This window comes from Roseovarius tolerans (genome assembly GCF_900109855.1).
GTDB classification, from domain to species: domain Bacteria; phylum Pseudomonadota; class Alphaproteobacteria; order Rhodobacterales; family Rhodobacteraceae; genus Roseovarius; species Roseovarius tolerans.
In genome coordinates, this window is the sequence record NZ_FOBO01000005.1 from 93,152 (window position 1) to 119,178 (window position 26,027).

The following is a 26,027-nucleotide window of genomic DNA, read 5'->3' on the forward strand; positions in this document are numbered from 1 at the left end:
CGCGGCTTAGTCCAACGCCTGCTCAAGACCTTAACCCATCCACCCCTATCCCCGCTCGCACACCTCCACCACCGCCCGGACCCGCTGGGCATTGTCGCGCGCCACCTGCCCATCCGCGTGCCACAGGCTGTTCTCGAACCCGACCCGCAGCTTTCCGCCCGCCGCATGCGCGGCACGCAGACAGTCGGTTTCAGCCCGGCCAAAGGCACAGAGCGCCCAGTCGGCGGGTGCCTCCCGCGCCGCCAGCCGGTTTAGGAACGGCCCAAGATCACGCGCATCGCTTTCCTGCCCGTCGCTGTAACGCCCCAGCACGAAGATCAATTGCAGCCCTTCCGCCGCGCGCAGACCGTCCGGCACCAGCCGCGCCAGCAGATCGAAATCCGCAGCCTTGTAGAGGATATGCTGCACCGCGATGCCGCGCTCGGCGCAGGCGGCGTAGAACCCCGGCGCCTCCGGCTCCTCGGCCGCCATCTCGCGCAACGCGACCGACACCAGATCGGCCCCCGAGCCAAGCGCCACCGCGCGCTGCGCGGGTGGCGCATAGGCCCCCGCCGCCTCGGTCGTAACCTGCACTGCCATCTCCGGCACCGCGCGGCGCAGTTCCTCCAGCGCCTCGCGATAGGCCCCGGCATCCAGCAGATGCCGCCCCTCTGCGTCCCGCAGATGCAGGTGCAGCCCATCCGCCCCCGCCTCAAAACACGCGCACGCGGTCTCAACGATCTCGGGCAGGGTCATGGGCAGCGCGGGGTGATCGGCCTTGCCGCGACGCGCCCCGTTGGGCGCGACCATCAGCTGGGGCAGCGCCCTCATGCCAGCGCCACATCAAGCGCGGTGGCCAGCTTGTCGACCAACTCGCCCACCTGATCCTCGGTCAGAATGAACGGCGGCGCGAGCAGCACGTGATCGCCCTGCCGCCCGTCAATCGTGCCGCCCATCGGGTAACAGATCAGCCCCGCGTCGAACGCCGCGGCCTTGATCCGCTTGTTGATCCCGCGCGCCGGATCAAAGGGCGTCTTGCTTTCGCGATCCTCGACCAGTTCCAGCCCGCGAAACATGCCACGCCCGCGAATGTCGCCGATATGCGGATGCTGGCCAAACCGCGCTATGAGCGCCTCGCCCAGCACCTCACCCATCCGCGCCGCGCGCTCGGTCATCCCGCCATCCGTCAGCTTGCTCACCACCACATCGGCGGCGGCACAGGCGATGGGATGGCCGATATAGGTATGGCCATGCTGGAAAAACCCCGATCCGCCCTCGATCGCGGCATAAATCTCCCCCGAGCACAGCATCGCTCCAATCGGCTGATAGCCCGCGCCCAGCCCCTTGGCGATGGTCACGATATCGGGGCGCACATCGTCCCCCTCGCAGGCGAAAAGCGTGCCGGTCCGCCCCATCCCGCACATCACCTCGTCGAGGATCAGCAGGATGCCATGCCGGTCGCAAATCTCGCGGATGCGCCGGAAATATCCCGGCACGGACGGTACCGCCCCCAGCGTCGCGCCCACCACCGGCTCGGCCACGAAGCCGATCACGTTCTCCGGTCCGACGCGGTTCAATTCCGCCTCAAGCTCATCGGCCACGCGCAGGCCATAGGCCTCCGGGGTCTCCTCTGCGTGCCGCCCGCGATATTCATAACAGGGCGCGATATGCGAGGTCTCGACCATCAGCGGCGCAAACGGCTCGCGCCGCCAGGCATTGCCGCCGGTGCCAAGCGCCCCCAGCGTGTTGCCGTGATAGCTCTGCCGCCGGGCAATGAACCGGGTGCGCGACGGCTCGCCCTTTTCCAGGAAATACTGCCGCGCGAGTTTCAGCGCCGCCTCCACCGCCTCGGACCCGCCCGAGACAAAATAGACCCGCTCGATCCCTTTGGGCGCATGGGCGATCAGCCGGTCGGCCAGCCGCTCTGCAGGCTCCGACGTGAAAAACCCGGTATGCGCAAAGGCGATTCGGTCGGCCTGATCCTTGATCGCCTGCGTCACGTCCGGGTCGGAATGCCCGAGGCACGACACCGCCGCGCCGCCCGAGCCGTCGAGATATCTCTTGCCGGTCTCGTCGATGATATAGGCCCCCTCGCCGCGTGCCGCGCGGGGCGGGCGGGCCTTGGTGTGGCGGGGAAAGACATGGGTCATGGCGCGTATCCTTGCTGTTCGCGTCACTGAAACAAATGAATCACCTGTTGACAATACGTGAAACAGATGGAACCAATTGTTTCAAAAATACAACGTCAGGGAGTGCCCGTTTGAACGCCTCGTTCGAACACAGACTGTCGAAAAATTTCGACGGCCTCAGCGACAAGCTGCGGCAGGCCGGGGAATATGTGGCGGCGCACCCTGTCGACACCGCGACCCGGTCCTTGCGCGCCGTGGCGCACGAAAGCGGACTGGCCCCGGCCACGTTTTCGCGGCTTGCGCGCGCCATCGGCTATCAGAGCTTCGAGGATCTGCGCGAGGCGATGCGCGAAAAGATCGGCCAGCGCGTCAACAGTTTCGCCGAACGCGCAGAGCGGCTCCAGAACGCCCATGAGGCGGGCGAGAGCGGCTTTTTCGAGGCCCATGTCGGGGCCTGCCAGAACAACCTCCAGACCCTTTTGCGCGACATGGATCAGGACCTGCTCGAACGCGCGGTCGATCACCTGCAAGCGGCGCGCAACGTGCTTTTGCTGGGCGCGCTCGGCTCGACGGGGGTGGTGGAATACCTCGCCTACATGGCGCATTTCTGCACCGGAAACTGGTCCATGGCAAGCCGCATGGGCGCGTCGCTCGGTGCCGGGCTCGCCGATCTCGATGCGCGCGACGCGCTCATCGTCGTCACCAAGCCGCCGTTTTCCACCCGCTCCATCGAGGCCGCGCAAATGGCCGCCGGGCAGGGGGCCTATGTGGTGGTATGTAAACGCCGCGCGCCAAAGCCGTTTGAAAAACGGCTTCCCAAGCGCTTTCCAAAGCGCTTGGGAGCATCCCGTCAGCCGGGCAGCTTGGTCTTGCGCAGGTAGGGCAACACCGCGTCATAAGCGCCGAATTTCGCCGTCGCATCCTCGTCGCTGACGCTTGGCGGGATGATCACGTCCTGCCCCACGGTCCAGTCGGCGGGCGTAGCCACGCCATGCCCCGCCGTGGTCTGCAGCGCATCGAGCGCGCGCAGCACCTCGCCGAAATTGCGCCCCACCGTCATCGGGTAGGTCATGATCAGCTTGACCTGCCGGTCCGGTCCGATGATGAACACTGACCGCACCGTCGCGCTGTCCGCCGGCGTGCGCCCGTCGGGCAGATAGGCCTCGGCAGGCAGCATGTCGAAGGCCTTGGACAGTTCCAGCCCCTCATCGGCGACGATCGGGAACCGCGGTGCGGCCCCGCCGACCGTCTCGATATCGGCCTTCCATTTCACGTGATCCTCGACCCCGTCGACCGACACGCCCAGCACCTTGCAGCCGCGTTTTTCCCATTCCTCGGCCAGCCGCGCGACCGCGCCGAATTCGGTGGTGCAGACCGGGGTGAAATCCTTGGGATGCGAAAACAGGATGGCCCAGCCGTCGCCCACCCAGTCATGCAGCGAAATCTCTCCCAGATCGGTGGTCACGGTCAGATCGGGGATCGTGTCATTGATGCGCAGGCCCATTTTCAGCCTCCTTCTTGATGCGGTGGTTCCGAGAGCATAGGTCATTTGATCAAATCACCCCGGGCAGTCGCTTTCCCGCCTTGCGGGCCGCCCGGCACGCTGACACAGTATCGCCAGATTCACGGAGGTCAATCAGATGATCGAGAAACGACAGTTCTACATCAACGGCACCTGGACAGGTCCCATCGCGGGGCAGGACCATCACGTCATCGACCCCTCGACGGAAGAGCCCTGCGCGGTGATCTCGCTTGGCGGGCAGGCCGATACCGATGCCGCCGTCGCGAGCGCCCGCGCCGCCCTGCCGGGCTGGATGGCCACCCCCGTGGCCGAGCGTATCGCCCATGTCGAGAAGATCCTCGAGGTCTACAAGTCCCGGGCCGAGGACATGGCGCATGCGATCAGCGTCGAGATGGGCGCGCCCATCGACATGGCCCGCCAGCAGCAGGTGGGCGCGGGCGTCTGGCACATCACCAATTTCCTCAAGGCCGCGCGCGAGTTCGAATTCGACGCCCCCCTTGGCGATCACGCCCCCAATGACCGGATCATCCACGAGGCGGTCGGCGTTGTCGGCATGATCACGCCGTGGAACTGGCCGATGAACCAGGTCACGCTCAAGGTCATCGCCGGGCTGGTGGCGGGCTGCACCATGGTGCTCAAACCCTCCGAGGAATCGCCGCTCAACGCCGTCGTCTTCGCCGAGATCATCCATGAGGCCGGTCTGCCCAAGGGCGTCTTCAACCTCGTCAACGGTGATGGCGCGGGCGTCGGCAGCCAGCTTTCGGCGCATCCCGATATCGACATGATCAGCTTCACCGGCTCCGCGCGGGCGGGCAAGCTCATTGCCAAATCCGCCGCCGACACGCTCAAGCGCGTCAGCCTCGAATTGGGCGGCAAGGGCGCCAACCTGATCTTTGCCGATGCGGATGAGAAGGCCGTCAAGCGCGGCGTCATCCACTGCATGAACAACACCGGTCAGTCCTGCAACGCACCAACCCGCATGCTGGTGCAGCGCGAGAAATACGACAGCGCCGTGGAAGAGGCCGCCGAGGTCGCCGCCTCGCTCACCATCGGCCCCGCCAGCGAGGAAGGCCGCCATATCGGCCCGGTGGTGAACGAGGTGCAGTTCAACAAGATCCAGGACCTGATCCAGAAAGGCATCGACGAGGGCGCGCGCCTTGTCGCCGGGGGCACCGGGCGGCCCGAGGGGTTCAACAAGGGCTTTTACGTGCGCCCCACGGTCTTTGCCGATGTGACCAACGACATGACCATCGCGCGCGAGGAAATCTTCGGACCGGTGCTGTCGATCATCCCGTTCGACACCGAGGAAGACGGCCTCGCGATCGCCAATGACACGCCTTACGGGCTGACCAACTATGTCCAGACCAGTGACGGGGCACGGGCCAACCGCCTTGCACGCGGCCTGCGCTCCGGCATGGTCGAGATGAACGGCCAGTCGCGCGGCGCGGGCTCGCCCTTCGGCGGCATGAAGCAGTCGGGCTATGGCCGCGAGGGCGGCACATGGGGCATCGAGGACTTCCTCGAGGTCAAGGCGGTCTCCGGCTGGACGCCCGGCGCCTGAGACGGTGGCGGGCCACGCCTTCGTCCTGCATCTGCCGCGCGCCACCGCCCGGCGTGACAATGCCCGCGCGGTGCTGGCAGACTGCGGGATGGAGGGCGAGATATGGCCCGCCGTCGACGGCCGCACGCTGTCCTCGACCGATCTCGCCGCCTGCGTGGGCGCGCAGATTTTCGCGCCCGCCTATCCCTTCGATCTCAGCGCGGGCGAGATTGGCCGTTTCCTCAGCCACCGCCAGATCTGGGCCGAGATCGTCCGCCGCGATCTCGATTTCGGCCTGATCTTCGAGGATGACGCCGCCCTCACGGCCGAACCCTATGCAAGCGCGCTGCGCCTCGCGCTTGCCAATATCGACATGCTCGGGCTGATCCAGTTCCAGACGCGGCCCCATGCCGGGCCCGCCACGCTGGTCGATACGGTTGGGGCAAGCGTGCTCAGCGTACCGCAACAGACCGGGCTGCGCAGCACCGCGCAAATGCTCAGCTGGGACGCCGCCGATCACCTCCTGCACCTGACCGAGAGTTTCGACCGCCCGGTCGATACGTTCCTGCAAAGCCATTGGCACACCGGGTTGCGCCCGGCGGCGATCCATCCCTCCGGGATCAGCGACATCGCCGATACGCTCGACGGTTCCACCATTCAGGGCGGCACGCGCGGCGTGCTTGCAAAACTGCACCGCGAATGGGCGCGCTATCGCTATCGCCGGAGTGTCAGCCGCGCCTCGCGCCATAGCGGCGCACCGGTGCAGGGCGGGCTCGCGTGATCTGCACCCGGCACCGACGCGATACCGACGCGATACAGCCCCCCGTTTCGAGGCCTCTAGAACGGTGCCTTGGCGCGAAATTTCACACCCGCGCCGCCGTCCGGATGGCGCAGGCGCAACTCCTCGGAATGCAGCATCAGGCGCGAATAGTCCCGCGCCGCGCCGCTGGCATAGAGCGGATCACCGAGGATCGGATGCCCGAGGCTGAGCATATGCACCCGCAACTGATGACTGCGCCCGGTCTTCGGGCTGAGCCGCACGCGGCTCTCGTTTTCGCCCTGCCGCAGCACCCGCCATTCGGTCCATGCGGCGCGCCCGGTCTCGTGGCAGACCTTCTGCAAAGGCCGGTTTGGCCAGTCTACCGTCAGCGGCAGATCGACAACGCCGGTCTTGGGTGAAAGCAGCCCAAACACCCGTGCCACATAGGTTTTCTTCGCCTGCCGCTTCTCGAATTGCAGGCCCAGATGGCGCTGTGCATGGGGGGTGAGCGCAAAGATCATCACGCCCGAGGTGTCGCGGTCCAGCCGGTGCACCAGCAGCGCGGTCGGAAACGCGTCCTGCAGACGGGTCATCAGGCAATCGGCCAGATGTTCGCCCTTTCCCGGCACGCTGAGCAGGCCTGCGGGCTTGTTGACCACGACGATTTCGTGGTCGTGATGCAGGATGTCGAGCGGGTCTGTTGGCGGCGCATAATCGGACATGCGCGCGCCTTACACCACCATGCGGCCAAGGGCCACCGCCGCGCTCACTCCGCCGCGTCGCGCAGGCTCGACATCAGCAGGTGGAACTTCTCGCCCTGAATGGCCACATGCCCCCGCAGCGCCTCCGCCGCCCATTCCGCCTCACCCGCGCGCAGAGCCGCGACGATCGCCTCGTGCTCGGCCATGGATTGTTGCATCCGTCCGCGCAAACGCAGTTGCAACCGGCGAAATGGCTTGAGTCGCCGGTGCAGTCGCAGCGCTTCATGCTCCAGAAACCCATTGCCCGCCTGATGATAGATCACGTGGTGGAATTGCTCGTTCTCGCGGTAGTAGCCATCGGTGTCCCCCGCCTCGACCGCCGCCGTGCAACGCGCATTTGCCGCGTCCAGATCACGTAGTGCAGGTTCGGAAATACGCTGTGCCGCAAGCCGTCCGCATACGCCCTCGATCTCGGCCATGGTCTCGAACATCTCCATCAGTTCGACCGGGCCGGGCTGCCGGATGAACACCCCTCGACGAGGTATCTGCTCGGCCAGTCCCGAGGCCACAAGCCGTCCGAGCGCCTCGCGAATCGGCGTGCGCGATACCTCGAATTGACGGGCAAGGCGGATCTCGTCCAGCCGGTCGCCATCGTTGAACCCGCCGGTGAAGACAAGCTCTTCCAGCGCATCTGCAATGATATCGGCCCGGCGTTGTGACATGCGAAAAACTCTAGGCGGCAAAGGCTTTGTGCGCAAGATGGAATTTCTTGTATACAAAAATCTTGACTCTGAATTCAAAACTCCAAAGACTGTATCAATGCTCACGGGTCATCAGGCCCACGGCAGTTATGGGAGGAATACATGAAACACACGTTTATAGCGGCCACCGCCGCAACTGCACTGCTTATGGGCGGTACGGCCACAGCCGCCGAACTGCGCCTGTCGCATCAGTGGTCCAACAACGACGTGCGTCACAAGGTGGCGCAAATCGTCGCCGATGAAGTGGCCGCCGCCGATGTCGACCTTGAGATCAAGATTTTCGGCTCGAAGTCGCTGTTCAAGCCGCGCGAGCAATACACCCCGCTCAGCCGTGGTCAGCTCGACATGACGGTCCTGCCGCTGAGCTATGCAGGCGGCCAACAACCCGCGTACAACCTCACGCTGATGCCGGGGCTGGTAAAGAACCACGATCACGCCGCGCGCCTGTCCGACAGCCCCTTCATGGAGGCGCTGGAGGCCAAGATGGCCGAGGATGACGTGATGGTGCTTGTGCATGGCTATCTCGCAGGTGGTTTCGCGGGCAAGGAAAAGTGCATCACAAAACCAGATGACATTCAGGGCCTTCAAACCCGGGCGGCGGGCAAGGCGTTTGAACAGATGCTCGCGGGGGCCGGTGCGTCCATCGCCTCGATGGCGAGTTCCGAGATCTACAACGCCATGCAGACCGGCGTTCTGGATGCGGCCAACACCTCGTCCTCGTCCTTTGTCTCCTACCGCATTTACGAGCAGGTCAGCTGCTACACACCGGCAGGCGACGTGGCGCTTTGGTTCATGTATCAGCCGCTTTTGATGAACAAGACCACCTTCGAAGGTCTTTCCGAAGATCAGCAGGCGGCGCTCATGGCCGGGGCCGAAAAGGCCGAAGCCTACTATCTCGAAGAGGCCAAGAAGCAGGACGCCAACTCCGTTGAGGTGTTCGAGAAGGCCGGCGTCGAGATCGCCCATATGAGCCAAGAGGAGTTCGATGCATGGCGCGCCATCGCTCAGGAAACCTCCTACAAGGCCTTTGTCGAGCAGGTGCCCGACGGGCAGGAACTGCTCGACATGGCGCTCGCCGTCGAGTGACGTGACCCAAGTGCCGCGCCCCCTTGGTGGGCGCGGCATTCCCCGACTGAAATTCCGACCACCATCAGGAGTGCCAAATGGCTGGCCAGACCTCGGGCGCCGTCGCGCGCACCGGCAATAACCCCTTCTTGCGCGCCGTTGCTGCGATCTCGAGCCTTGCGGGCTGGATCTCGGCGGGCATGATCGTCTCGGCGGTGCTGATCACCTGCCAGATGATCTGGATCCGCTTTGTGATGAACGGCTCGACCATCTGGCAGACCGAGGCGGTGATCTATCTCATGATCGCCGCGACTCTGCTGGGCCTGCCTTACGTGCAGCGCCTGCGCGGACATGTGAACGTGGATCTGATCCCGCTCGCCCTGCCGCGCCGCATGCGCAAGGGGCTGGCGGTGCTGACGCTCTCGCTGTCGATCCTCGTCGTCGGTGTGATGCTTTGGTATGGCTATGAATTCTGGCATTTCGCCTGGGCGCGCGGCTGGACCTCCGACACCATCTGGGCAGTGCGGCTGTGGATCCCGTACCTCGCCATTCCGGTGGGTTTTGCCCTGTTTCTCTTGCAACTGGTGGCCGACCTCGTGGCGCTGATCCTCGATATCGACACCCCATTCGGACTGGAGGACGCCTGATGGACCCGCTTGTGCTTGGCCTCATCGTCGCCATCGCGACCATTATCGTGCTGTTCTCCGGCGTCTCTGTCGCGCTCGGTCTGCTGATCGTGGCGGGCGGATTCCTGATCATCTTCGACGGGATGCGCTCGCTGGAACTCATGCCGGAAATCTTCTTTGGCAAGCTCGACAATTTCGCGCTTCTGTCGATTCCGATGTTCATCATCATGGGGGCCTCTATAGCCTCGACCCGTGCGGGTGCCGATCTTTATGAGGCGCTGGAGCGGTGGTTGACCCGCGTGCCCGGTGGCCTCGTGATCTCCAACCTTGGGGCTTGCGCGCTCTTCTCGGCGATGTCGGGCTCCTCGCCCGCCACCTGTGCTGCCATCGGCAAGATGGGCATCCCCGAGATGCGCAAGCGCGGCTACCCTGATTCAGTCGCCGCAGGCTCCATCGCGGCGGGCGGCACGCTCGGTATTCTCATCCCGCCCTCGGTCACGATGATCGTCTATGGCATCGCGACGGAAACCTCGATTGGCCGCCTGTTTCTGGCGGGCGTCATTCCGGGCATGCTGTTGGTCGCGCTCTTCATGGCGTGGTCGCTCTACCAGACATGGAAGGCGGGCGATGTGCGCCTTCTGGGGGCGAAACCCTATACATGGGCGCAGAAAATTGAGATCCTGCCCCGTGTTCTGCCGTTTCTCGCGATCATCCTCGGGGTGCTCTACGCGATGTATGGCGGCATCGCCACACCGTCCGAGACGGCCGCTGTCGGCGCGCTGCTGTGTCTGGTGATCGCCATGGTAATCTACAAGCTGTGGGATCCCCGCGCGCTTTGGGTGGTATTGCGCGACAGCACCCGCGAGAGCGTGATGATCCTCTTCATCATCGCGGCGGCGGGGGTGTTTTCCTACATGCTGTCCTCGCTTTTCATCACCCAATCCATCGCGGAATGGATTGGCACGCTTGACGTCAATCGCTGGATTCTCATGGGCGCGATCAACGTCTTCCTGCTTATCGCGGGCTTCTTCCTGCCCCCCGTCGCGGTGATCCTGATGGCAGCCCCGATCCTGTTGCCGATCATCACCACCGCCGGGTTTGATCCGATCTGGTTTGCCGTGGTGCTGACCATCAACATGGAAATCGGCCTGATTTCGCCGCCCGTGGGGCTCAACCTCTATGTGATCAACGGCATCGCGCCCGATATCAAGCTCAAGACGATCCTTGTCGGCTCGCTGCCATATGTCGGCTGCATGATTCTCGCGATCATCCTCTTGTGCCTGTTCCCCGGGCTGGCCACATGGTTGCCGAATGCAGTGATGGGACTGGGCTGATGAGCGTGCTGGCGGATCTTCTTTCAACGGTGTTCGAGCGGCGCTATCGCGGTGCCGCCGAACCCGACCGGCAAAACCGCAGCATCGAGGCGCTGTGCCGTGATCTTCTGGGCAGTTCGGGCGAGGTGTCGGGCATGGCACTCGCCCGGCTGATCCTTGATCGCTACGCGGGCATGGATGACGCGGGCAAACTGGCGTTTTTCGAGTTCCTGACGCAGGATATGGGCGTCGACCCCGAGGCGGTGCGCGACACGCTCGATGCGTTTGAGGCCACGCCCGACCGGAACACCTACCGCGCCTTCATGACCGCCGCCGAGCCGCCGCGACAGGAGCTTGCCCGCCGTCTCAATCAGGTGCCGGGGGCAACGGCGCAGCTTGTGGCGATGCGCTCGGATCTCTTGCGTCTGGCACGCGACAATCCGGGGCTTTCGATCGTCGATCTCGATCTCAAGCACCTCTTTGCGTCGTGGTTCAATCGCGGCTTTCTGGTGCTGCGTCCGATCAACTGGACGAGTTCGGCGGATGTGCTGGAAAAGATCATCGCCTATGAGGCGGTGCATGCCATCGACAGCTGGGATGATTTGCGCCGCCGGTTGCAACCCACGGACCGGCGCTGCTTTGGATTTTTCCATCCCGCAATGCCCGACGAGCCGCTGATTTTCGTCGAGGTGGCGCTCAGCCACGGCGTCCCCGGTGCGATCCACGACGTCCTGTCGGAGGACCGCGAAGCCATCGCGCCGGATGCCGCCGACACCGCCGTCTTCTACTCGATCTCCAACTGTCAGTCGGGGCTGGCGGGCATTTCCTTCGGCAACTCGCTAATCAAGCAGGTGGTGGCGGACCTTTCGCAGGAATTGCCCAATCTCAAGACCTTTGTCACCCTGTCGCCGATTCCCGGCCTCACCCGCTGGCTGTCGGAGCGTGACAAGACCATGCCCGAGGAGGATGACGCCCGCCGCCAGATCACCGCGCATTACCTTCTGAACGGCACGCGCGACAAGGGCGGGCCCTATGATCCGGTGGCGCGGTTTCACTTGGGCAACGGCGCATCGGTCCATGCGATCCATGCGGGGGCGGATCTTTCGCCCAACGGGCAAAAGCAATCGGGCGGTGTGATGGTGAATTACCTTTACGACCTGCGCCAGATTTCGCAAAACCACGAGCGATTTGCGGCCTCGGGTGAGATCGCCGCCTCGTCAGAGGTGACAGCCCTCGCCTCTGCGGCCGCCAAGACGACGGAATGAAGGACAAGACCATGGCCAACCCTCTCTATGACACGCTTTTCGGTCGCCATGCGGGCCGCAGCACCCCGTTTCTCCACCTCGGCGACGGGCAAACGCTCAGCTATGACGCCTTCCTGCGGCTGACCGCGCGCTATGCCCATGCGTTCTGCGCGGCGGGGCTCGCGTCCGGCGACCGGCTCGCCGCGCAGATCGAGAAATCGCCCGAGGCGCTCGCGGTCTATGCCGCATGCGTGCAGGCGGGCATCGTCTTTCTGCCGCTCAACACCGGCTATACCGGGGATGAGCTGTCGTACTTCGTAAGCGACAGCGGCGCGAAGCTGTTGCTGTGCGACCCAGCCAAATCCGACGCGCTCCGCCCGATGGCCGAGGCGGCGGGGGCCGCGCTGATGACGCTGGATGCGGGTGGCAATGGCACGTTGCCCGACGCGGCGCGTGATCTGCCCGAGACGTTCGAGACCACTCCGCGCGATGGCGACGACCTTGCGGCGTTTCTCTATACCTCTGGCACCACGGGCCGCTCCAAGGGGGCGATGCTGACGCAGACCAATCTGCTCTCCAACGCCGAGGTTCTGGTGGATTACTGGCGATTCAGCGCCGAGGACGTGCTCTTGCATGCGCTGCCGATCTTTCATACCCACGGCCTTTTCGTGGCGACCAACGTCATCCTGCTGGCGGGCGGATCCATGATCTTCCTGCCAAAATTCGACGTGGACACGGTGATTGACGCGCTGCCACGCGCCACCTCGATGATGGGCGTGCCGACCTTCTACACCCGCCTGCTGGACGATCCGCGCTTCACCCGCGACTTGGTTGCACATATGCGGCTCTTCACCTCCGGCTCGGCGCCGCTTCTGGCCGAAACGCATGTGGCGTTTGAAGAGCGCACCGGCCACCACATCCTTGAGCGCTACGGCATGACCGAGACCAACATGAACACCTCCAACCCCTACGAGGGCGCGCGCCGCGCCGGGACCGTGGGCTTTCCCCTTCCGGGTGTGGATCTCAAGGTCACCGATCCGCAAAGTGGCGAGACCTTGCCGCAGGGCGAGATCGGCCTGATCGAGGTGCGCGGCCCGAATGTCTTCAAGGGCTACTGGAACATGCCCGAAAAGACCGCCGAGGAACTGCGCGACAACGGTTTCTTCATCACCGGCGATCTCGGGCTGATTGACGATCAGGGCTATGTGCAGATCGTGGGGCGCAACAAGGACCTGATCATCTCGGGTGGCTACAACATCTACCCCAAGGAAATCGAATTGCTGCTCGATGACCAACCCGGCGTTCTGGAAAGCGCCGTGGTGGGCGTGCCGCATCCCGATTTCGGCGAGACGGTGGTGGGCTTTCTGGTGCCGCAAAAGGGCGAAACGCTCGATCTTGATGCCATTGCCGGGGCTGCGTCGCAGAGCCTTGCGCGGTTCAAGCATCCGCGCCGCCTGATCGTGCTCGACGAATTACCGCGCAACACGATGGGCAAGGTGCAAAAGAACATGCTGCGCGCGGATTACGCGGATCTGTTCGCCGCCGCTTGAGCCGCGCATGCCCCGTTCAGAGCGCCTTGCGCAGAATCAGAGCGTCGACCGTCCCGCGTGCGTAGTATCCCGTGCGCCGGGCGACCTCGGAATAGCCCGCTGCTTGATACAGCGTGCGCGCAGGTGCATTGTTTGCCGCAACCTCAAGGAACGCCGTTACTGCACCGCGTGCGCCAGCCTCGCCCTCGAACCCGGCAAGGCATGCGCGAGCCAGCCCTTGTCGCTGATGCGCCGGGTCGCAGGCGAGCGTCAGCAATTCCGCCTCGTCCGCGATTACCCGGCCTAGCGCGAAGGCGCGCGCATCGCCCATGGCGAATACCAGCGGGCTTTCCAGCAGCTCAGTGAATTCCGCGACCGACCATGCCCGCCCCTGACCCGCAAAGGCGCGCCCGTGGCAGGCAGCCATGTCGTCAGGCGTCATCCAGAATCACCGGTGGCGCGTCCTTTGCCGGGGCCGCATCGGCAGGCCGTACGTAAAGCGGCGCCGGGGGCGGGCCGTTATCGGGGGCACGAGCCGCAAGTCGGGCGATCTGCTCGGCCAGCAGAACGGGGGGCGGGGGGAGAAGCGCGTCAGGAACATCCGCCATCGCCACCAGTTCCGGTGCTTGCCCGACACGCTGCACGTAGCCCTGATCGCGCGGGGCGGGCACGCAGGGCGTGCCAGGCTCCGCGCCTGCACGGATCGCCTCCAGCGTGCTGATGCCGATCACGGGGATGCCAAGGCTCAGCGCCAGCCCCCGCGCGGTGGCAACCGAAATCCGAATGCCGGTGAAATTGCCGGGGCCGATGCCGACGCCGATCCGGGCCAGATCGCGCCACGTGGCCCCAGCCTCTGCCAAGACGTCTTCCAGCAGTGGCATGAGACGTTCTGCCTGTCCGCGTCCCATCTCTTCGGCGCATGCCGTCAGAACCTGGTCACCGCATAGCAAAGCGGCCGCGCAGTGCGCGGCCGATGTGTCGAACCCCAGGGTAAGCGGCCTAGACACCGACAGGGCGCACCTCGGTCACTTCGGGGATGTAATGGCGCAGCAGGTTCTCGATCCCCATCTTCAACGTGATGGTGGAAGAGGGGCAGCCGGCGCAGGCGCCCTGCATATGCAGGTAGACCACCCCGCGCTCGAAGCCGTGAAAGGTGATGTCGCCACCGTCCTGTGCCACCGCGGGCCGCACGCGGGTGTCGAGTAATTCCTTGATCTGACCCACGATTTCCGCGTCCTCGCCGCTGTGCTCGGCATGGCCCGACGCGCCGCCGCCCTCGCCGGTCATCACCGGCTGACCAGATTGGTAATGCTCCATGATCGCGCCCAGAATCGCGGGTTTGATATGGTCCCACTCGGTGGCTTCATCCTTGGTGACGGTCACAAAATCGTTGCCCAGAAAGACGCCTGAGACGCCCGGAACCTTGAAAATTCGGTCGACCAGAGGCGACACCTCCGCGCCGTCGGAGGTAGGAAAATCAGCGGTGCCTGCGTCCAGCACGGTCTGTCCGGGCAGGAACTTCAGCGTGGCGGGATTTGGAGTGGATTCGGTCTGGATGAACATGGCGCGCCCCTTTCGTGCTTGTCCCCAGATATGCGCCCCCCATGGCCGCAAGTCAAGGATTGGAACGATTCTAAACTGGTTGGCAAGGGAAGGCAGGGTGACGTTTGCGTAGTGAGGCGCGCATTTCTCAGGTGATCGCCTCAAGCCGTTCCTTGCTCAGATCACCCGGCACGATGGTGATCGGGATAGGCAGGGTGCCCGAATTCTTGGTCAGTTGCGTTACCAGCGGTCCGGGACCTTTCTTGCCGGTCCCGGCACCCAGAACCAACACGCCGATATCCGGGTCGTCATGGACCTGCGCGATGATCTCAGAGACCGGCTCGCCCTCTCGGATCACCAGTTCAGGATCAATGCCTTGTTTGTCGCGCATCCATTTGGCGAAAACCTCGAAATGCGCCTCGATGCGCTCGCGGCTTTCTTCGCGCATGATGTCTCCGACACCGATCCAGTGATTGAATTCCTCTGGTGGGATCACCGATAGAATTTCGACGCCACCCTGCGTATGCGCGGCGCGCATCGCCGCAAAGCGCATCGCGTTCAGGCATTCGCGGCTGTCATCCAGCACCACAAGAAACTTGCGCATCGCTCATATCTCCCTCAGTCGCGCATCATGACGCGGAAATGGGCACGGGGCAATAGAGGCCGTTCCCACATCCGAATTTGAGTATCTTTACCGAAAAGAAACAGCGAGTTGCCCGCCCGCTCTGCCCTCAGTCAAAGGTGCCGGCCACCCGACCCAACAGCATGAAGGCCCGCGCTGTGCGGGTTTCTGAAAGCTCCGATATCTCGGCATCCGTCGCGGTCTCGGCGAATTGTGAGACCATCCTGTCAAAGAGCCGCAAAAAGTGGTGCGCCGCATCGCGAAAGATCGCATCCTGCCGCATCCGGGCCGCTGTCAGCGCCAGTGATGACCGGTCGCGCACGCCACCAAGCGCAGCCACGGTCCGCCCGCGTTCACCATCGGCAAAACGCCGCCAGATTTCGGGGCGGGCCATATCGGGGCGCAGATCGTCCATGTAGATGCCATCATGCGACATCAACGTGAGAATGTCCTGTGCTGCACGGATGAGCTGTGCCGTGGGACGGTCTTTGAGTGCGCGTCGCAGCGCCGCAAAACCGGCCTTGTCTTCGGGGCTCTCGGGGAAGTTCAGCGCGGTGATGAAATCCGCGCGGCTCAGAGGCGCCTGTATCTCTTCGGCGGGCGTGCCAAGTGGCAGGGCAACTTGATCATCAGCACCGGACGGTGCCGGGGCAGGGGCCAGTACCGGGCGCGGTTCGACCTCGTGCGTGCGCACCGAGGAAAACGTCGCCAGGGTGGTTTCGGTCTTGCGCTGTGCCGCCACGATCTCGTCCAGCTTCTGGCTGACCGTCTTGTCCACGGTTTGGCCAAGAAACTGATTTTGATTGAGATACGCGTCGCGGATCGCGTCAATTGCCGCCTGTAGCCGGGTGCTTTCCTCGCGCATGACGCGGCTTGCGCGCGCAGCGGTTGCCCCGACCCAGATCATGGCCACGGGCATGAAAACGGCAATCAGAACGATCACGAATTGCAGCGCGCCATCCACGCTGTCCTGTGGTGCGAGCACGAGGAAAAACAGCCCCGTTCCTGCCAGCCATAACAAGGACAACGCAACCGCAATCACCTCGATCACGGTCAGACGGTCCGCCTGGGGCCTGTCCTGACGCCCCGACATGGGGCTGGGTTGCGTGCGTGGGGGCATGATGTGGTTGCCTGTCAGAGATATACGACCTTTATCACCTCATAGGCGCGATCACCACCGGGAGTGCGCACTTCGACGCTGTCGCCCTCTTCCTTGCCGATCAGGGCGCGCGCAATTGGCGATTTTATGTTCAGAAGGCCGTTTTCGATACTGGCCTCATGTTCCCCCACGATCTGATAGGTCTTTTCCTCGTCGGTATCCTCGTCAACGAGCGTGACCGTCGCGCCGAACTTGATCGAACCCGAGAGTTTCGCGGGGTCGATCACTTCGGCGAGACTCAGGATGCCCTCGATCTCTTTGATCCGGCCCTCGATGAAGGACTGCTTTTCCTTGGCCGAGTGATATTCAGCGTTCTCGCTCAGGTCGCCATGTTCTCGCGCTTCGGCGATGGCGCGAATAATGGCGGGCCGCTCAACCGACTTGAGCTGCTTGAGCTCTTTTCCCAGCGCGGCATGGCCGCCTGCAGTCATCGGGATTTTTTCCATTTCACGCGTCCATTGTCAGAAGCGGGGCCGCGCATTTGCTGGCCCCGTCAGTCTCGTTTCAGAATTTGGATCAGATTGCACGAATGCGGGCTTCGATTGCAATAGTGGATCGCGAAGGCAGGCGTATTCAGGCGCAGGGCCGTGACAAATTGCCGGTTTCAAGCGGTTTTAACGTCGTGTTTCAATTGACGCTTGACGCGCGGGCGGGCTAGTCACTCTCGCAACAATGTTGCGTGGCGGCACTGGCCCGTGATGCGCCCCGAAAAAAGGATGATGTCGATGACGGATATGACGCGCGAAGCGATGGAATACGATGTCGTGATCGTAGGGGCGGGGCCTGCCGGTCTGTCTGCCGCGATCCGGCTGAAGCAGCTTGATGCCGAGTGTCAGGTCGTGGTGCTGGAAAAGGGCTCCGAGGTGGGGGCCCATATCCTGTCGGGCGCGGTGCTCGATCCCTGCGGCCTCGATGCGCTGATCCCCGACTGGAAAGAGAAGGGCGCGCCGATAAACACGCCTGTGCGCGAGGATAATTTCTACATGCTGGGTGAAGGCGGCAAGGTGCGCGTCCCCAACTGGCCGATGCCGCCGCTGATGAACAACCACGGCAATTACATCGTCTCGATGGGCAATGTCTGCCGCTGGATGGCCGAACAGGCCGAGGAACTGGGCGTCGAGATTTTTCCAGGCATGGCCTGTTCGGAAATGGTCTATGGCGAGAATGGCGAGGTCAAGGGCGTCGTGGCCGGTGAGTTCGGTCGCAACGAGGACGGCACGCCCGGTCCGAGCTATGAGCCGGGGATGGAGCTGCACGGCAAATACGTCTTCCTGTCCGAGGGCGTGCGCGGGTCGCTCGCCAAGGAGGTGATCGGCAAATACGATCTGTCCAAGGGGCACGAGCCGCAGAAATTCGGCCTCGGCATGAAAGAGATCTGGGAGGTGGACCCCGCCAAGCATCGCGAGGGCAGCGTCACCCACACGATGGGCTGGCCGCTTGGCAGCAACGCGGGCGGCGGCTCGTTCATCTATCATCTTGAGAACAATCAGGTCTATGTCGGCTTCGTGGTGCATCTGAATTACCAGAACCCGCATCTCTACCCCTACATGGAATTCCAGCGTTTCAAGCATCACCCGATGGTCGCGGATCTGCTCAAGGGGGGCAAGCGCGTGGCCTACGGTGCGCGCGCCATCACCGAGGGTGGCTATCAGTCGATGCCCAAGATGGTGGCCCCGGGCGTGGCGCTTCTGGGTTGTTCGGTCGGCATGGTCAACGTGCCGCGCATCAAGGGCAACCATAACGCCATGCTCTCGGGCAAGGCGGCGGCGGAAGCGGCGCATGAGGCGATCAAGGCTGGCCGCACCAGTGACGAACTTGGCGATTACGAGACCGAGGTGCGCACCGGCGCGATCGGCAAAGACCTGAAAAAGGTGCGCAACGTCAAGCCGCTCTGGTCCAAATATGGCCTTCTGGCCTCACTCACTGTCGGCGGATTCGACATGTGGACCAATACCGTAGGCTTCAGCCTTCTGGGCACGCTCAAGCATGGCAAGACCGATGCCGAGGCGACAGGGCTGGCCGAGACCCACAAGAAGATCGACTACCCCAAGCCCGATGGCAAGCTGAGCTTTGACCGCCTGACTAATGTCAGTTTCTCGATGACCAATCACGAGGAAAATCAGCCTGCGCATCTGACGCTCAAGGATGCGAACGTGCCGATCAGCGTCAACCTGCCGAAATACGCAGAGCCCGCGCAGCGCTATTGCCCGGCGGGTGTCTACGAGGTAGTGCACGAAGAAGGCAAGGAGCCGCGGTTCGTCATCAACTTCCAGAACTGCGTGCATTGCAAGACCTGCGACATCAAGGATCCCAGCCAGAATATCCACTGGGTCACACCGCAGGGCGGGGACGGACCGAACTATCCGAATATGTAACCATCCCGTGAGATCGGGGGCGCGGCGCGGCAAATGGGCCGCGCCGCATTGCCTTGGGGGGGCTGGCATATTACCTTCGCGTGACATTCCCGCGATAAAAGGCAGGTCAGCGTGAAAATCAGAACCCTCTCGGCCCTCGCACTCACAGCATTCTTGCAGGCGGTGCCGCTGCCTGTCTCGGCGCAGGAGCCAGCCGGCGCCTATCTTGCGGCCCGTCAGGCACGTGTCGTTGGCGATTTCGCGGCTGCGGCGCAGTATTACGCGCAGGCTTTGTCGCGGGACCCGTCGAACCCGGCAATGCTTGAGAACGCGACCATCGCCTATCTGGCCCTGGGTCAGCTGGATCGGGCCGTCGCCGTGGCCCGCAAGATCGAGGCGGACGGATTGCGCAGTCAGGTGGCGCAAATTGCGCTTTTGGCCGATCAGGCAAGCAAGGCCGAGTGGGAGGGGCTGCTCTCGCGACTTCAGGACAAGCGTGGCGCGGGCGATCTGGCAGACGGGCTGATCTCGGCCTGGGCCTATCTCGGCAAGGGCGACATGACCGAGGCACTCGCCCGCTTCGACACCGTTGCCGAAGAACGCGGATTGCGCAGTTTCGCGCTCTATCAAAAGGCTCTGGCGCTCGCCTCTGTCGGTGATTTTGAAGGCGCTGACCAAGTGTTTGCCGGAGACGAGGACGGCCCGGTCCAAGCCACCCGGCGCGGTGTCATGGCCTGGGCGCAGGTCCTGAGCCAATTGGGCGAGCACGAGCGCGCGCTTGGCCTGATCGATGACACGTTTGGTGGGGACCCGGACCCGGAGATCACTGATCTGCGCGCGCAGATCGAGGCCGGTGAAACCGTGCCATTCGACGTGGTGTCGGGGCCAAAAGACGGTGTTGCGGAGGTTTTTTTCTCGCTTGCACGGGCGCTGATGCAAGAAGCCAATGACGAGTTCGTGCTGCTTTATGCGCGGGCCGCCGAGGCGATCCGGCCTGGCCATGTAGACGCCGTGATCACGGTGGCCGAGTTGCTCGAGGATATGGAGCAACACGACCTTGCCATCGCCGCTTACAAGAAGGTGCCGCGCGATCACCCCTCTTATCACGTGGCCGAATTGGGGCGTGCGGAGGTCCTGCGCCGCGCGGACAAGCCCGATGCGGCGGCGGAGGTGCTCGACCAGTTGGCGCAGACCTATCCCGATCTTGCCAATGTACATGTCGCAGCCGGGGATCTGCATCGCGCGCAAGAGAGTTACAACGCGGCAGTCGAGGCTTATGACCGCGCCATTGCGCTGCTGGAGGAGCGCGACAACCCGCAGTGGTTCGTCCACTACGCGCGCGCGATAAGTCACGAGCGGCTCGATCACTGGCCCCAAGCCGAGGCCGATTTCCGCCGTGCGCTTGAGTTGAACCCGGATCATCCGCAGGTGCTCAACTATTTGGGCTATTCGATGGTGGAAAAGCACATCAATCTCGAAGAAGCACTCGGCATGATCGAGCGCGCCGTCGCGGCACAGCCCAACAGTGGCTATATCGTCGACAGCCTCGGATGGGTCTATTATCGTCTGGGCCGCTATGACGAGGCCATCGTGCAGATGGAACGCGCGGCCGAGTTGATGCCCACCGATCCGGTGGTCAACGATCACCTCGGTGATGTTCTCTGGGCGGTGGATCGCAAGGGCGAGGCACGATTTCAGTGGCGGAGGGCGCTGTCGCTTCATGAAAGCGCGCCGTCGCCAGATCTCGATGCCGACCGCGTGCGCCGCAAGCTGGAGGTCGGGCTCGATCAGGTGCTCGAGGAAGAAGGGTCCGAGCCGCTGAGAGCCGTGAATGCAATCCCGGCCAATAACTGAGCCTGCCCCGGCCAAGGTCAATCTGACGCTGCATGTCACGGGCCGCCGGGCGGATGGCTATCACCTGCTCGACTCGCTCGTCGTGTTTGCCGATATCGGTGATCGCGTGACCCTGCGGCCCGGTGTGTCGCATTTGCGGATTACGGGCCCTACGTCGGCGGGCGTGCCAGAGGGGCCTGAGAACCTCGTGCTGCGCGCCGCCGCGCTGATGGGGGCCGAGGCCGACATCACGCTCGACAAACATCTGCCCGCCGCTGCCGGGATCGGTGGCGGCTCAAGCGACGCGGCGGCCTGCCTGCGCGCGCTCACACGGCTCACTGGCGCGCGCCTGCCCGATGACGTGGCAAGCTTGGGGGCCGATGTGCCGGTCTGCCTGCTGGCCCGCGCCGCGCGGATGCGCGGCATCGGCGAAGAGGTCACGCCACTGGCGCGCCTGCCGCTCCTGCACGCCCTTCTGGTCAACCCGCGCATCGCCGTCTCGACGCCCGCAATCTTCAAACGACTGGCGCGGCGTGACAATTCCCCCATGCCCGAACGCCTGCCGGGCTGGCACACGGCGGAAAACCTGATCCATTGGCTGGCCACACAGCGCAACGATCTGGAGGAACCGGCCATCGCAGAGGCCCCGGTGATCGCGAATGTCTTGCAGGTGATTGCAGCGAGCGAAGGTTGCGCGCTCGCCCGCATGTCGGGCTCTGGTGCGACCTGTTTTGGGCTCTACCCCGATCCGCAATTTGCGCAAGAGGCCTCCGACGCGCTACGCCGCGACCATCCCGATTGGTGGGTCATGCCGACCCGTCTCAGTTGATCCGCGCCACCACGTAATCCGCCAGACCACCCAGCATGTCGCGCACCGGATGGGCGGGCAGCGTCTCCAAAGACACGCGCGCCTTGGCGACCCAGGCCATTGCATCTGCGCGCGTCTGGTCAAGCGCTCCATGCGCGTGCAACAGAGCGAGCGCATGCTCCAGATCGCCGTCGCGCTGATCCCCCTTCTCGATGCACCGCTTCCAGAAGGCGCGTTCCTCGTCCGAGGCCGCCGCCACCGCCTTGATCACCGGCAAGGTCAGCTTGCGCTCGCGGAAATCGTCGCCGACATTCTTGCCGGTCGCCTTGGCGTCGCCCTCGTAGTCGAGCAGGTCATCGACGATCTGGAACGCAACCCCAAGAGCGTCGCCGTAATCGAAAAGCGCCTGCACCTGAGCCTCGGGCGCGCCGGCGATGACGCCGCCCACTTCGGTCGCCGCCGAGAAAAGCGCCGCCGTCTTGCCGCGCACCACCTGAAGATAGATGCTCTCACCGGTGCGCAGATCGCGCGCCGCGCTGAGCTGCAGCACCTCGCCCTCGGCTATCGTCGCCGAGGCATTTGCAAGGATATCAAGCACCCGCAGCGAGCCGGTCTCGACCATCAACTGAAAGGCACGCGCAAAGAGATAATCGCCCACAAGAACGCTGGATTTGTTGTCATAAAGCAGGTTCGCCGTGGGCCGCCCCCGGCGCTGCGCGCTCTCGTCCACCACGTCGTCATGCAACAGCGTGGCGGTGTGGATGAATTCCACCGTTGCCGCCAGATGCACGTCATAATCGCCGGAATAGCCGCACATATCCGCACTCGCCAGCGTCAGGAGCGGACGCAGCCGCTTGCCGCCCGCCTCAACGAGATGTGCCGTGACCTCGGGAATGCGCGGCGCGTGGCGCGAGGCCATGCGCGCCCGGATCAGCGTATTGACCGCGTCCATCTTGTCCGCCAGATGCGCGGCAAGGGCCTCATGCGGTTTGGTTGCGACTTCGTCCAATCCCATAACACTCCCGTCAACACTGCTCGACAAATAGCGCGCGGTGCCCTTATGTCAGCCTTATGAAACAGCTTCTCCGCACTAATGATCCCGCATCCATGGCGTTCGCTCAGGCGCTGCTTCAGGGCGAGGGTATAGACTGCTTTGAAATGGACGTAAACATGAGCATCCTCGAAGGCTCTATCGGGATTTTCCCGCGCCGCCTGATGGTGGCGGATGCCGATTACGAGGATGCGCGCGAGGCGCTCATCGACAACGGATTCTCGCTTGAGGACTGAAACGTTTGTCGAAAAAGAGCTGAGCCATGATGCCTTTCTCGGCGGGCGGCTTCGGATCGCGCAGCCACGCGCGGGCTACCGCGCGGGCATAGACCCAGTGCTTTTGGCCGCGAGCATCCCGGCGCGGGCGGGGCAGAGTGTGCTTGATCTCGGCTGCGGCTCCGGCATCGCGACGCTCTGTCTTGGGGCGCGGGTGCCGGGCCTCGTCCTCGCAGGGCTGGAAATACAGCCCGCCTATGCCGATCTGGCGCGACGCAACGCGGTGGAGATTGGCGAGGCACTCGAGGTTTTCATCGGCGATCTGACCGATATGCCGGGCCCGCTGCGGCAGCGCCAGTTCGACCACGTCATCGCTAACCCGCCCTATTTCGACCGGGCAGCCAGCACGCCCGCGCGTGATCCGGGGCGCGAGCACGGCATGGGGGAAACCTGTGCCCTTGGCGACTGGGTCACCGCCGCCGCGCGCCGGGTCGCCCCCAAGGGTCAGGTGACGTTCATTCAACGCGCCGATCGCCTGCCCGATCTGATCCCGGCGATGGTCGCGCATCTGGGATCGCTTGAGGTTCTGCCGCTCATCCCCCGGCAGGGACGGGCGGCGCGGCTCATCTTGATACGTGGGCGCAAAGGTGGGCGCGCGGAGTTTCGCTTGCACGATGGTATTCGCCTGCACGCAGCGGCCGCGCATGGCCGCGACGGCGAGGATTACACGCCTGCGATTTCCGCGGTGCTCAGAGATGCGGCAGGTTTGCCCTTTCCCGCCTGAGTCGATTCAAATCCAATCGGAAAACACCCGCTCATTTTGCAACCGCAGCGTGACAGTATTGTAAAAATATGCTGCACTTCCCATGTCGATTTGAGACGCATCCATATCAGAGGAGACTGCCCATGAGCTTGAGTTCGCATATCGAGGAACTGAAGAAGAAACATCACGCGCTCTCGGAGAAGGTGGAACAGGCGCAGCGCGCGCCGGGCAGTAGCACGCTGGAAATCGCGGACCTCAAGAAACAGAAATTGAAGATCAAGGAAGAGATCGAGCGCCTGTCGGAAAACGCCTGACAGTGCAGCCAGATAGACGTAAATAACTAAGGGCCGGTCACCATGGACCGGCCCTTTTTCGTGGTCTGTCGCGGGTCGGGTCAGACGAAGAACTGACCGCCGTTTGCCGAGATCGTCGAGCCGTTGATGAAGCTTGCGTCGTCGGAGACGAGGAAGCTCACGCAGCGGGCGATTTCCTCGGGTTCGCCCAGACGACCGGCGGGGATCATGCCGATGATCGATTCGCGCACCTTTTCCGGTACCGCCATCACCATTTCCGTGGCGATGTAGCCGGGACAGATCGCGTTCGCGGTGATGCCCTTGGACGCACCTTCCTGTGCGAGGCTCTTGATGATGCCAAGATCGCCCGCCTTGGTGGCGGCATAATTGACCTGCGCAAACTGTCCTTTCTGGCCATTGATCGAGGAAATCACCACGATCCGGCCAAAGCCACGCTCGCGCATGCCGGGCCAGACCGGGTGGACGGTGTTGAACACGCCGGTGAGGTTGGTGTCGATCACGGCATTCCACTGATCCGGCGTCATCTTGTGGAACGGCGCGTCGCGGGTGATGCCGGCATTTGCCACCACGATCTCGATTGGCCCCAGATCGGCCTCGACCTGTTCGATCCCGGCCTTGGAGCTGTCATAGTCGGCGACGTTCCACTTGTAGGTCTTGATGCCGGTCTCCTCGGTGAACTTGGCGGCGGCCTCATCGTTGCCGGCATAGGTCGCGGCGACGCTGTAGCCGTCGGCCTTGAGCGCCTTTGAAATGGCGGCGCCGATTCCGCGTGATCCTCCGGTGACGAGTGCAGTTCTTGCCATGGTATCCTCCAATCTGGCTAATGCTTTGGTAACTTGGTTATCTTCTTGATGGGACAAGCGCAACATTGTTGCGTGGTAAAATCTCCGCGATGCGGGGTGGGGCATGAAAAAGGGCGCCCGGGGCGCCCTTTCCTGTCATCTATCGCGCCCGGGCTTAGGGGCGCTCGACGCAGAGGGCGACGCCCATGCCGCCACCGATGCAGAGCGTGGCCAGACCCTTCTTGGCCCCGCGACGCTGCATCTCGAACAGAAGCGTGTTCAGAACCCGGCAGCCCGAGGCCCCGATCGGGTGGCCGATGGCGATGGCGCCGCCGTTCACGTTCACGATCGACGGGTCCCAGCCCATGTCCTTGTTGACCGCACAGGCCTGCGCGGCAAAGGCCTCGTTTGCCTCCACGAGGTCGAGGTCGCCGACGCTCCAACCGGCCTTCTCCAGCGCCTTGCGGCTGGCATGGATCGGGCCCACGCCCATAATCGACGGGTCGAGCCCGGCAGTGGCATAGGAGGCGATGCGCGCCAGCGGCTCGATGCCGCGGCGCTCGGCCTCGTCGGCGCTCATCAGCAGGGTGGCGGCGGCACCGTCATTGAGGCCGCTGGCATTGGCGGCGGTGACCGATCCGTCCTTGGTGAACGCCGGGCGCATCTTGGACATCGCGTCGATAGTCGCGCCGTGGCGGATATACTCGTCCTTGTCGACAACGATATCGCCCTTGCGGGTCTTGACGGTAACGGCGATCACCTCGTCGTCGAATTTGCCCGCCTTCTGCGCGGCTTCGGCCTTGTTCTGGCTGGCGACGGCGAATTCGTCCTGCTGATCGCGGCTGATCTGCCATTTCTCGGCGACATTCTCGGCGGTCTGGCCCATGTGATAGCCGTTGAACGCATCCCAAAGACCATCACGGATCATGGTGTCGATATATTTCATGTCGCCCATCTTGTGCCCGGCGCGCAGATGCGCGGCATGGGGGCTGAGCGTCATGTTTTCCTGGCCCCCGGCGCAGATGATGCTGGCATCGCCCAGCTGGATGTGCTGCGCACCCAGAGCCACGGCCCGCAGGCCCGACCCGCAGACCTGGTTGATGCCCCAGGCTGCCGATTCGATGGGCAGCCCGGCATTGATATGCGCCTGACGTGCCGGGTTCTGACCCTGTGCGGCGGTCAGAACCTGGCCGAGGATCGTTTCGCTGACCTCGGATTTATCGATGCCCGCGCGCGCGACCACGGCCTCCAGAACAGCGGCGCCCATGTCGTGCGCGGGGGTGTTGGCGAACGCGCCGCCAAAAGACCCGACAGCGGTGCGTGCTGCGGATGCGATTACTACGTTGGTCATTAGTGTCCTCCACCAGGAATTGCCCGGGCCGAAGAAGCAAGTGGGGCCGCCGCATGGAATGCGC

At 63.7% G+C, this 26,027-nt stretch carries 28 protein-coding genes; 14 read left to right on the forward strand and 14 right to left on the reverse strand.

Translation table 11 applies throughout. From position 1 onward, the window contains the following. Positions 1–45: 45 nt before the first annotated feature. Together BMX04_RS06520 and BMX04_RS06525 are read right to left on the reverse strand one after the other, a co-directional pair. Positions 46–810, reverse strand: a complete 765-nt coding sequence (locus tag BMX04_RS06520; RefSeq protein ID WP_074785525.1) for a beta-keto acid cleavage family enzyme — start codon at positions 808–810, stop codon at positions 46–48. Beyond that, the gene (locus BMX04_RS06525) at positions 807–2,129 is read right to left on the reverse strand and encodes an aspartate aminotransferase family protein (protein ID WP_074785526.1); all 1,323 of its coding nucleotides are present in this window, start codon (positions 2,127–2,129) and stop codon (positions 807–809) included. The genes BMX04_RS06520 and BMX04_RS06525 overlap by 4 nt, the downstream gene beginning before the upstream one ends. 110 nt (positions 2,130–2,239) lie before the next feature. Here BMX04_RS06525 and BMX04_RS06530 point away from each other — a divergent pair, with 110 nt between their 5' ends. Beyond that, a complete protein-coding gene (locus BMX04_RS06530) occupies positions 2,240–2,989 on the forward strand; it encodes a MurR/RpiR family transcriptional regulator (protein WP_074785527.1) in 750 nt (249 codons plus the stop codon). Here BMX04_RS06530 and BMX04_RS06535 read toward each other — a convergent pair. Continuing rightward, on the reverse strand, positions 2,959–3,612 hold the full coding sequence (locus BMX04_RS06535; protein ID WP_074785528.1) for a peroxiredoxin: 654 nt from the start codon (positions 3,610–3,612) through the stop codon (positions 2,959–2,961). The two genes, BMX04_RS06530 and BMX04_RS06535, sit on opposite strands and share 31 nt — an antisense overlap. Before the next feature lie 136 nt (positions 3,613–3,748). Between BMX04_RS06535 and BMX04_RS06540 the strand changes: the two genes are divergently transcribed. After that, positions 3,749–5,191, forward strand: coding sequence for an aldehyde dehydrogenase family protein (locus BMX04_RS06540; RefSeq protein WP_074785529.1), 1,443 nt, complete (start codon positions 3,749–3,751; stop codon positions 5,189–5,191). A gap of 4 nt (positions 5,192–5,195) precedes the next feature. Then, positions 5,196–5,951: a glycosyltransferase family 25 protein gene (locus BMX04_RS06545; RefSeq protein WP_074785530.1), complete on the forward strand. Its 756-nt coding sequence runs from the start codon at positions 5,196–5,198 to the stop codon at positions 5,949–5,951. A gap of 56 nt (positions 5,952–6,007) precedes the next feature. Here the strand turns inward: BMX04_RS06545 and BMX04_RS06550 are convergent, their stop codons facing one another. Both BMX04_RS06550 and BMX04_RS06555 read right to left on the reverse strand, forming a co-directional pair. Continuing rightward, complete coding sequence (locus tag BMX04_RS06550; protein WP_074785531.1) at positions 6,008–6,652, reverse strand: RluA family pseudouridine synthase; 645 nt, start codon at positions 6,650–6,652, stop codon at positions 6,008–6,010. 44 nt (positions 6,653–6,696) lie between these two features. Next, on the reverse strand, positions 6,697–7,353 hold the full coding sequence (locus BMX04_RS06555) for a GntR family transcriptional regulator (protein ID WP_074785532.1): 657 nt from the start codon (positions 7,351–7,353) through the stop codon (positions 6,697–6,699). A gap of 141 nt (positions 7,354–7,494) precedes the next feature. Between BMX04_RS06555 and dctP the strand changes: the two genes are divergently transcribed. The 5 genes from dctP (at position 7,495) to BMX04_RS06580 (ending at position 13,190) form a co-directional block, all read left to right on the forward strand. Then, positions 7,495–8,478: a TRAP transporter substrate-binding protein DctP gene (gene dctP, locus BMX04_RS06560; protein WP_050662085.1), complete on the forward strand. Its 984-nt coding sequence runs from the start codon at positions 7,495–7,497 to the stop codon at positions 8,476–8,478. A gap of 77 nt (positions 8,479–8,555) precedes the next feature. Beyond that, positions 8,556–9,104 (forward strand): TRAP transporter small permease, encoded by a 549-nt coding sequence (locus BMX04_RS06565; protein WP_050662084.1) that lies wholly within the window; start codon positions 8,556–8,558, stop codon positions 9,102–9,104. Beyond that, on the forward strand, positions 9,104–10,417 hold the full coding sequence (locus tag BMX04_RS06570) for a TRAP transporter large permease (RefSeq protein WP_074785533.1): 1,314 nt from the start codon (positions 9,104–9,106) through the stop codon (positions 10,415–10,417). The genes BMX04_RS06565 and BMX04_RS06570 overlap by 1 nt, the downstream gene beginning before the upstream one ends. Next, a complete protein-coding gene (locus tag BMX04_RS06575; protein ID WP_074785534.1) occupies positions 10,417–11,661 on the forward strand; it encodes a malonyl-CoA decarboxylase in 1,245 nt (414 codons plus the stop codon). Before BMX04_RS06570 ends, BMX04_RS06575 begins: the two co-directional genes overlap by 1 nt. Positions 11,662–11,672: 11 nt before the next feature. Next, on the forward strand, positions 11,673–13,190 hold the full coding sequence (locus BMX04_RS06580; RefSeq protein WP_074785623.1) for a malonate--CoA ligase: 1,518 nt from the start codon (positions 11,673–11,675) through the stop codon (positions 13,188–13,190). 16 nt (positions 13,191–13,206) lie between these two features. On the opposite strand, the gene BMX04_RS06585 is transcribed toward BMX04_RS06580, so the two are convergent. The 6 genes from BMX04_RS06585 to greA form a co-directional block, all read right to left on the reverse strand. Next, entirely contained in the window at positions 13,207–13,611 is a 405-nt protein-coding gene (locus BMX04_RS06585) for a GNAT family N-acetyltransferase (RefSeq protein ID WP_074785535.1), read from the reverse strand. After that, on the reverse strand, positions 13,601–14,176 hold the full coding sequence (tsaB, locus tag BMX04_RS06590; RefSeq protein ID WP_074785536.1) for a tRNA (adenosine(37)-N6)-threonylcarbamoyltransferase complex dimerization subunit type 1 TsaB: 576 nt from the start codon (positions 14,174–14,176) through the stop codon (positions 13,601–13,603). The genes BMX04_RS06585 and tsaB overlap by 11 nt, the downstream gene beginning before the upstream one ends. Further along, positions 14,169–14,732 carry a NifU family protein gene (locus BMX04_RS06595; protein WP_074785537.1) on the reverse strand — a complete coding sequence of 188 codons (564 nt, stop codon included), beginning with the start codon at positions 14,730–14,732 and terminating at the stop codon, positions 14,169–14,171. The genes tsaB and BMX04_RS06595 overlap by 8 nt, the downstream gene beginning before the upstream one ends. A 127-nt stretch (positions 14,733–14,859) precedes the next feature. Continuing rightward, positions 14,860–15,315, reverse strand: a complete 456-nt coding sequence (locus BMX04_RS06600) for a universal stress protein (protein WP_050662078.1) — start codon at positions 15,313–15,315, stop codon at positions 14,860–14,862. A 127-nt stretch (positions 15,316–15,442) separates the two neighbouring features. Then, a complete protein-coding gene (locus tag BMX04_RS06605) occupies positions 15,443–16,426 on the reverse strand; it encodes a hypothetical protein (protein ID WP_244888494.1) in 984 nt (327 codons plus the stop codon). 41 nt (positions 16,427–16,467) lie between these two features. Further along, a complete protein-coding gene (gene greA, locus BMX04_RS06610; RefSeq protein WP_074785539.1) occupies positions 16,468–16,938 on the reverse strand; it encodes a transcription elongation factor GreA in 471 nt (156 codons plus the stop codon). A 279-nt stretch (positions 16,939–17,217) separates the two neighbouring features. Here greA and BMX04_RS06615 point away from each other — a divergent pair, with 279 nt between their 5' ends. The 3 genes from BMX04_RS06615 to BMX04_RS06625 all read left to right on the forward strand — a co-directional run bounded on the left by BMX04_RS06615 (position 17,218) and on the right by BMX04_RS06625 (position 21,508). Then, the gene (locus BMX04_RS06615) at positions 17,218–18,867 is read left to right on the forward strand and encodes an electron transfer flavoprotein-ubiquinone oxidoreductase (RefSeq protein WP_074785540.1); all 1,650 of its coding nucleotides are present in this window, start codon (positions 17,218–17,220) and stop codon (positions 18,865–18,867) included. A 111-nt stretch (positions 18,868–18,978) separates the two neighbouring features. Further along, positions 18,979–20,700: a tetratricopeptide repeat protein gene (locus BMX04_RS06620; protein ID WP_139194514.1), complete on the forward strand. Its 1,722-nt coding sequence runs from the start codon at positions 18,979–18,981 to the stop codon at positions 20,698–20,700. After that, on the forward strand, positions 20,693–21,508 hold the full coding sequence (locus BMX04_RS06625) for a 4-(cytidine 5'-diphospho)-2-C-methyl-D-erythritol kinase (protein WP_074785625.1): 816 nt from the start codon (positions 20,693–20,695) through the stop codon (positions 21,506–21,508). The genes BMX04_RS06620 and BMX04_RS06625 overlap by 8 nt, the downstream gene beginning before the upstream one ends. On the opposite strand, the gene BMX04_RS06630 is transcribed toward BMX04_RS06625, so the two are convergent. Further along, positions 21,501–22,502: a polyprenyl synthetase family protein gene (locus tag BMX04_RS06630; protein WP_074785541.1), complete on the reverse strand. Its 1,002-nt coding sequence runs from the start codon at positions 22,500–22,502 to the stop codon at positions 21,501–21,503. The two genes, BMX04_RS06625 and BMX04_RS06630, sit on opposite strands and share 8 nt — an antisense overlap. 56 nt (positions 22,503–22,558) lie before the next feature. Between BMX04_RS06630 and BMX04_RS06635 the strand changes: the two genes are divergently transcribed. From BMX04_RS06635 to BMX04_RS06645, 3 genes are all read left to right on the forward strand, one after another. Continuing rightward, complete coding sequence (locus BMX04_RS06635; RefSeq protein ID WP_050662074.1) at positions 22,559–22,774, forward strand: putative signal transducing protein; 216 nt, start codon at positions 22,559–22,561, stop codon at positions 22,772–22,774. Continuing rightward, positions 22,764–23,537, forward strand: a complete 774-nt coding sequence (locus BMX04_RS06640) for a tRNA1(Val) (adenine(37)-N6)-methyltransferase (RefSeq protein WP_244888495.1) — start codon at positions 22,764–22,766, stop codon at positions 23,535–23,537. The genes BMX04_RS06635 and BMX04_RS06640 overlap by 11 nt, the downstream gene beginning before the upstream one ends. A gap of 122 nt (positions 23,538–23,659) precedes the next feature. Further along, on the forward strand, positions 23,660–23,830 hold the full coding sequence (locus tag BMX04_RS06645) for a YdcH family protein (RefSeq protein ID WP_074785543.1): 171 nt from the start codon (positions 23,660–23,662) through the stop codon (positions 23,828–23,830). A gap of 80 nt (positions 23,831–23,910) precedes the next feature. Here the strand turns inward: BMX04_RS06645 and phbB are convergent, their stop codons facing one another. After that, positions 23,911–24,633, reverse strand: a complete 723-nt coding sequence (gene phbB / locus BMX04_RS06650; protein WP_050662072.1) for an acetoacetyl-CoA reductase — start codon at positions 24,631–24,633, stop codon at positions 23,911–23,913. A gap of 154 nt (positions 24,634–24,787) precedes the next feature. Beyond that, entirely contained in the window at positions 24,788–25,963 is a 1,176-nt protein-coding gene (locus tag BMX04_RS06655; protein ID WP_074785544.1) for an acetyl-CoA C-acetyltransferase, read from the reverse strand. Between the last annotated feature and the right edge of the window lie 64 nt (positions 25,964–26,027).

Excerpts from the sequence above, each read along its gene's own strand:
- greA (WP_074785539.1), bottom strand. The coding sequence starts at position 16,938 with ATGGAAAAAATCCCGATGACTGCAGGCGGCCATGCCGCGCTGGGAAAA.
- BMX04_RS06550 (WP_074785531.1), bottom strand. The coding sequence starts at position 6,652 with ATGTCCGATTATGCGCCGCCAACAGACCCGCTCGACATCCTGCATCAC.
- BMX04_RS06585 (WP_074785535.1), bottom strand. The coding sequence starts at position 13,611 with ATGACGCCTGACGACATGGCTGCCTGCCACGGGCGCGCCTTTGCGGGT.
- BMX04_RS06540 (WP_074785529.1), top strand. The coding sequence starts at position 3,749 with ATGATCGAGAAACGACAGTTCTACATCAACGGCACCTGGACAGGTCCC.
- BMX04_RS06520 (WP_074785525.1), bottom strand. The coding sequence starts at position 810 with ATGAGGGCGCTGCCCCAGCTGATGGTCGCGCCCAACGGGGCGCGTCGC.
- BMX04_RS06570 (WP_074785533.1), top strand. The coding sequence starts at position 9,104 with ATGGACCCGCTTGTGCTTGGCCTCATCGTCGCCATCGCGACCATTATC.
- BMX04_RS06605 (WP_244888494.1), bottom strand. The coding sequence starts at position 16,426 with ATGTCGGGGCGTCAGGACAGGCCCCAGGCGGACCGTCTGACCGTGATC.
- phbB (WP_050662072.1), bottom strand. The coding sequence starts at position 24,633 with ATGGCAAGAACTGCACTCGTCACCGGAGGATCACGCGGAATCGGCGCC.
- BMX04_RS06645 (WP_074785543.1), top strand. The coding sequence starts at position 23,660 with ATGAGCTTGAGTTCGCATATCGAGGAACTGAAGAAGAAACATCACGCG.
- BMX04_RS06615 (WP_074785540.1), top strand. The coding sequence starts at position 17,218 with ATGACGGATATGACGCGCGAAGCGATGGAATACGATGTCGTGATCGTA.
- BMX04_RS06575 (WP_074785534.1), top strand. The coding sequence starts at position 10,417 with ATGAGCGTGCTGGCGGATCTTCTTTCAACGGTGTTCGAGCGGCGCTAT.
- BMX04_RS06555 (WP_074785532.1), bottom strand. The coding sequence starts at position 7,353 with ATGTCACAACGCCGGGCCGATATCATTGCAGATGCGCTGGAAGAGCTT.
- dctP (WP_050662085.1), top strand. The coding sequence starts at position 7,495 with ATGAAACACACGTTTATAGCGGCCACCGCCGCAACTGCACTGCTTATG.
- BMX04_RS06600 (WP_050662078.1), bottom strand. The coding sequence starts at position 15,315 with ATGCGCAAGTTTCTTGTGGTGCTGGATGACAGCCGCGAATGCCTGAAC.
- BMX04_RS06535 (WP_074785528.1), bottom strand. The coding sequence starts at position 3,612 with ATGGGCCTGCGCATCAATGACACGATCCCCGATCTGACCGTGACCACC.
- BMX04_RS06655 (WP_074785544.1), bottom strand. The coding sequence starts at position 25,963 with ATGACCAACGTAGTAATCGCATCCGCAGCACGCACCGCTGTCGGGTCT.
- BMX04_RS06595 (WP_074785537.1), bottom strand. The coding sequence starts at position 14,732 with ATGTTCATCCAGACCGAATCCACTCCAAATCCCGCCACGCTGAAGTTC.
- BMX04_RS06565 (WP_050662084.1), top strand. The coding sequence starts at position 8,556 with ATGGCTGGCCAGACCTCGGGCGCCGTCGCGCGCACCGGCAATAACCCC.
- BMX04_RS06525 (WP_074785526.1), bottom strand. The coding sequence starts at position 2,129 with ATGACCCATGTCTTTCCCCGCCACACCAAGGCCCGCCCGCCCCGCGCG.
- BMX04_RS06635 (WP_050662074.1), top strand. The coding sequence starts at position 22,559 with ATGAAACAGCTTCTCCGCACTAATGATCCCGCATCCATGGCGTTCGCT.
- BMX04_RS06580 (WP_074785623.1), top strand. The coding sequence starts at position 11,673 with ATGGCCAACCCTCTCTATGACACGCTTTTCGGTCGCCATGCGGGCCGC.
- BMX04_RS06630 (WP_074785541.1), bottom strand. The coding sequence starts at position 22,502 with ATGGGATTGGACGAAGTCGCAACCAAACCGCATGAGGCCCTTGCCGCG.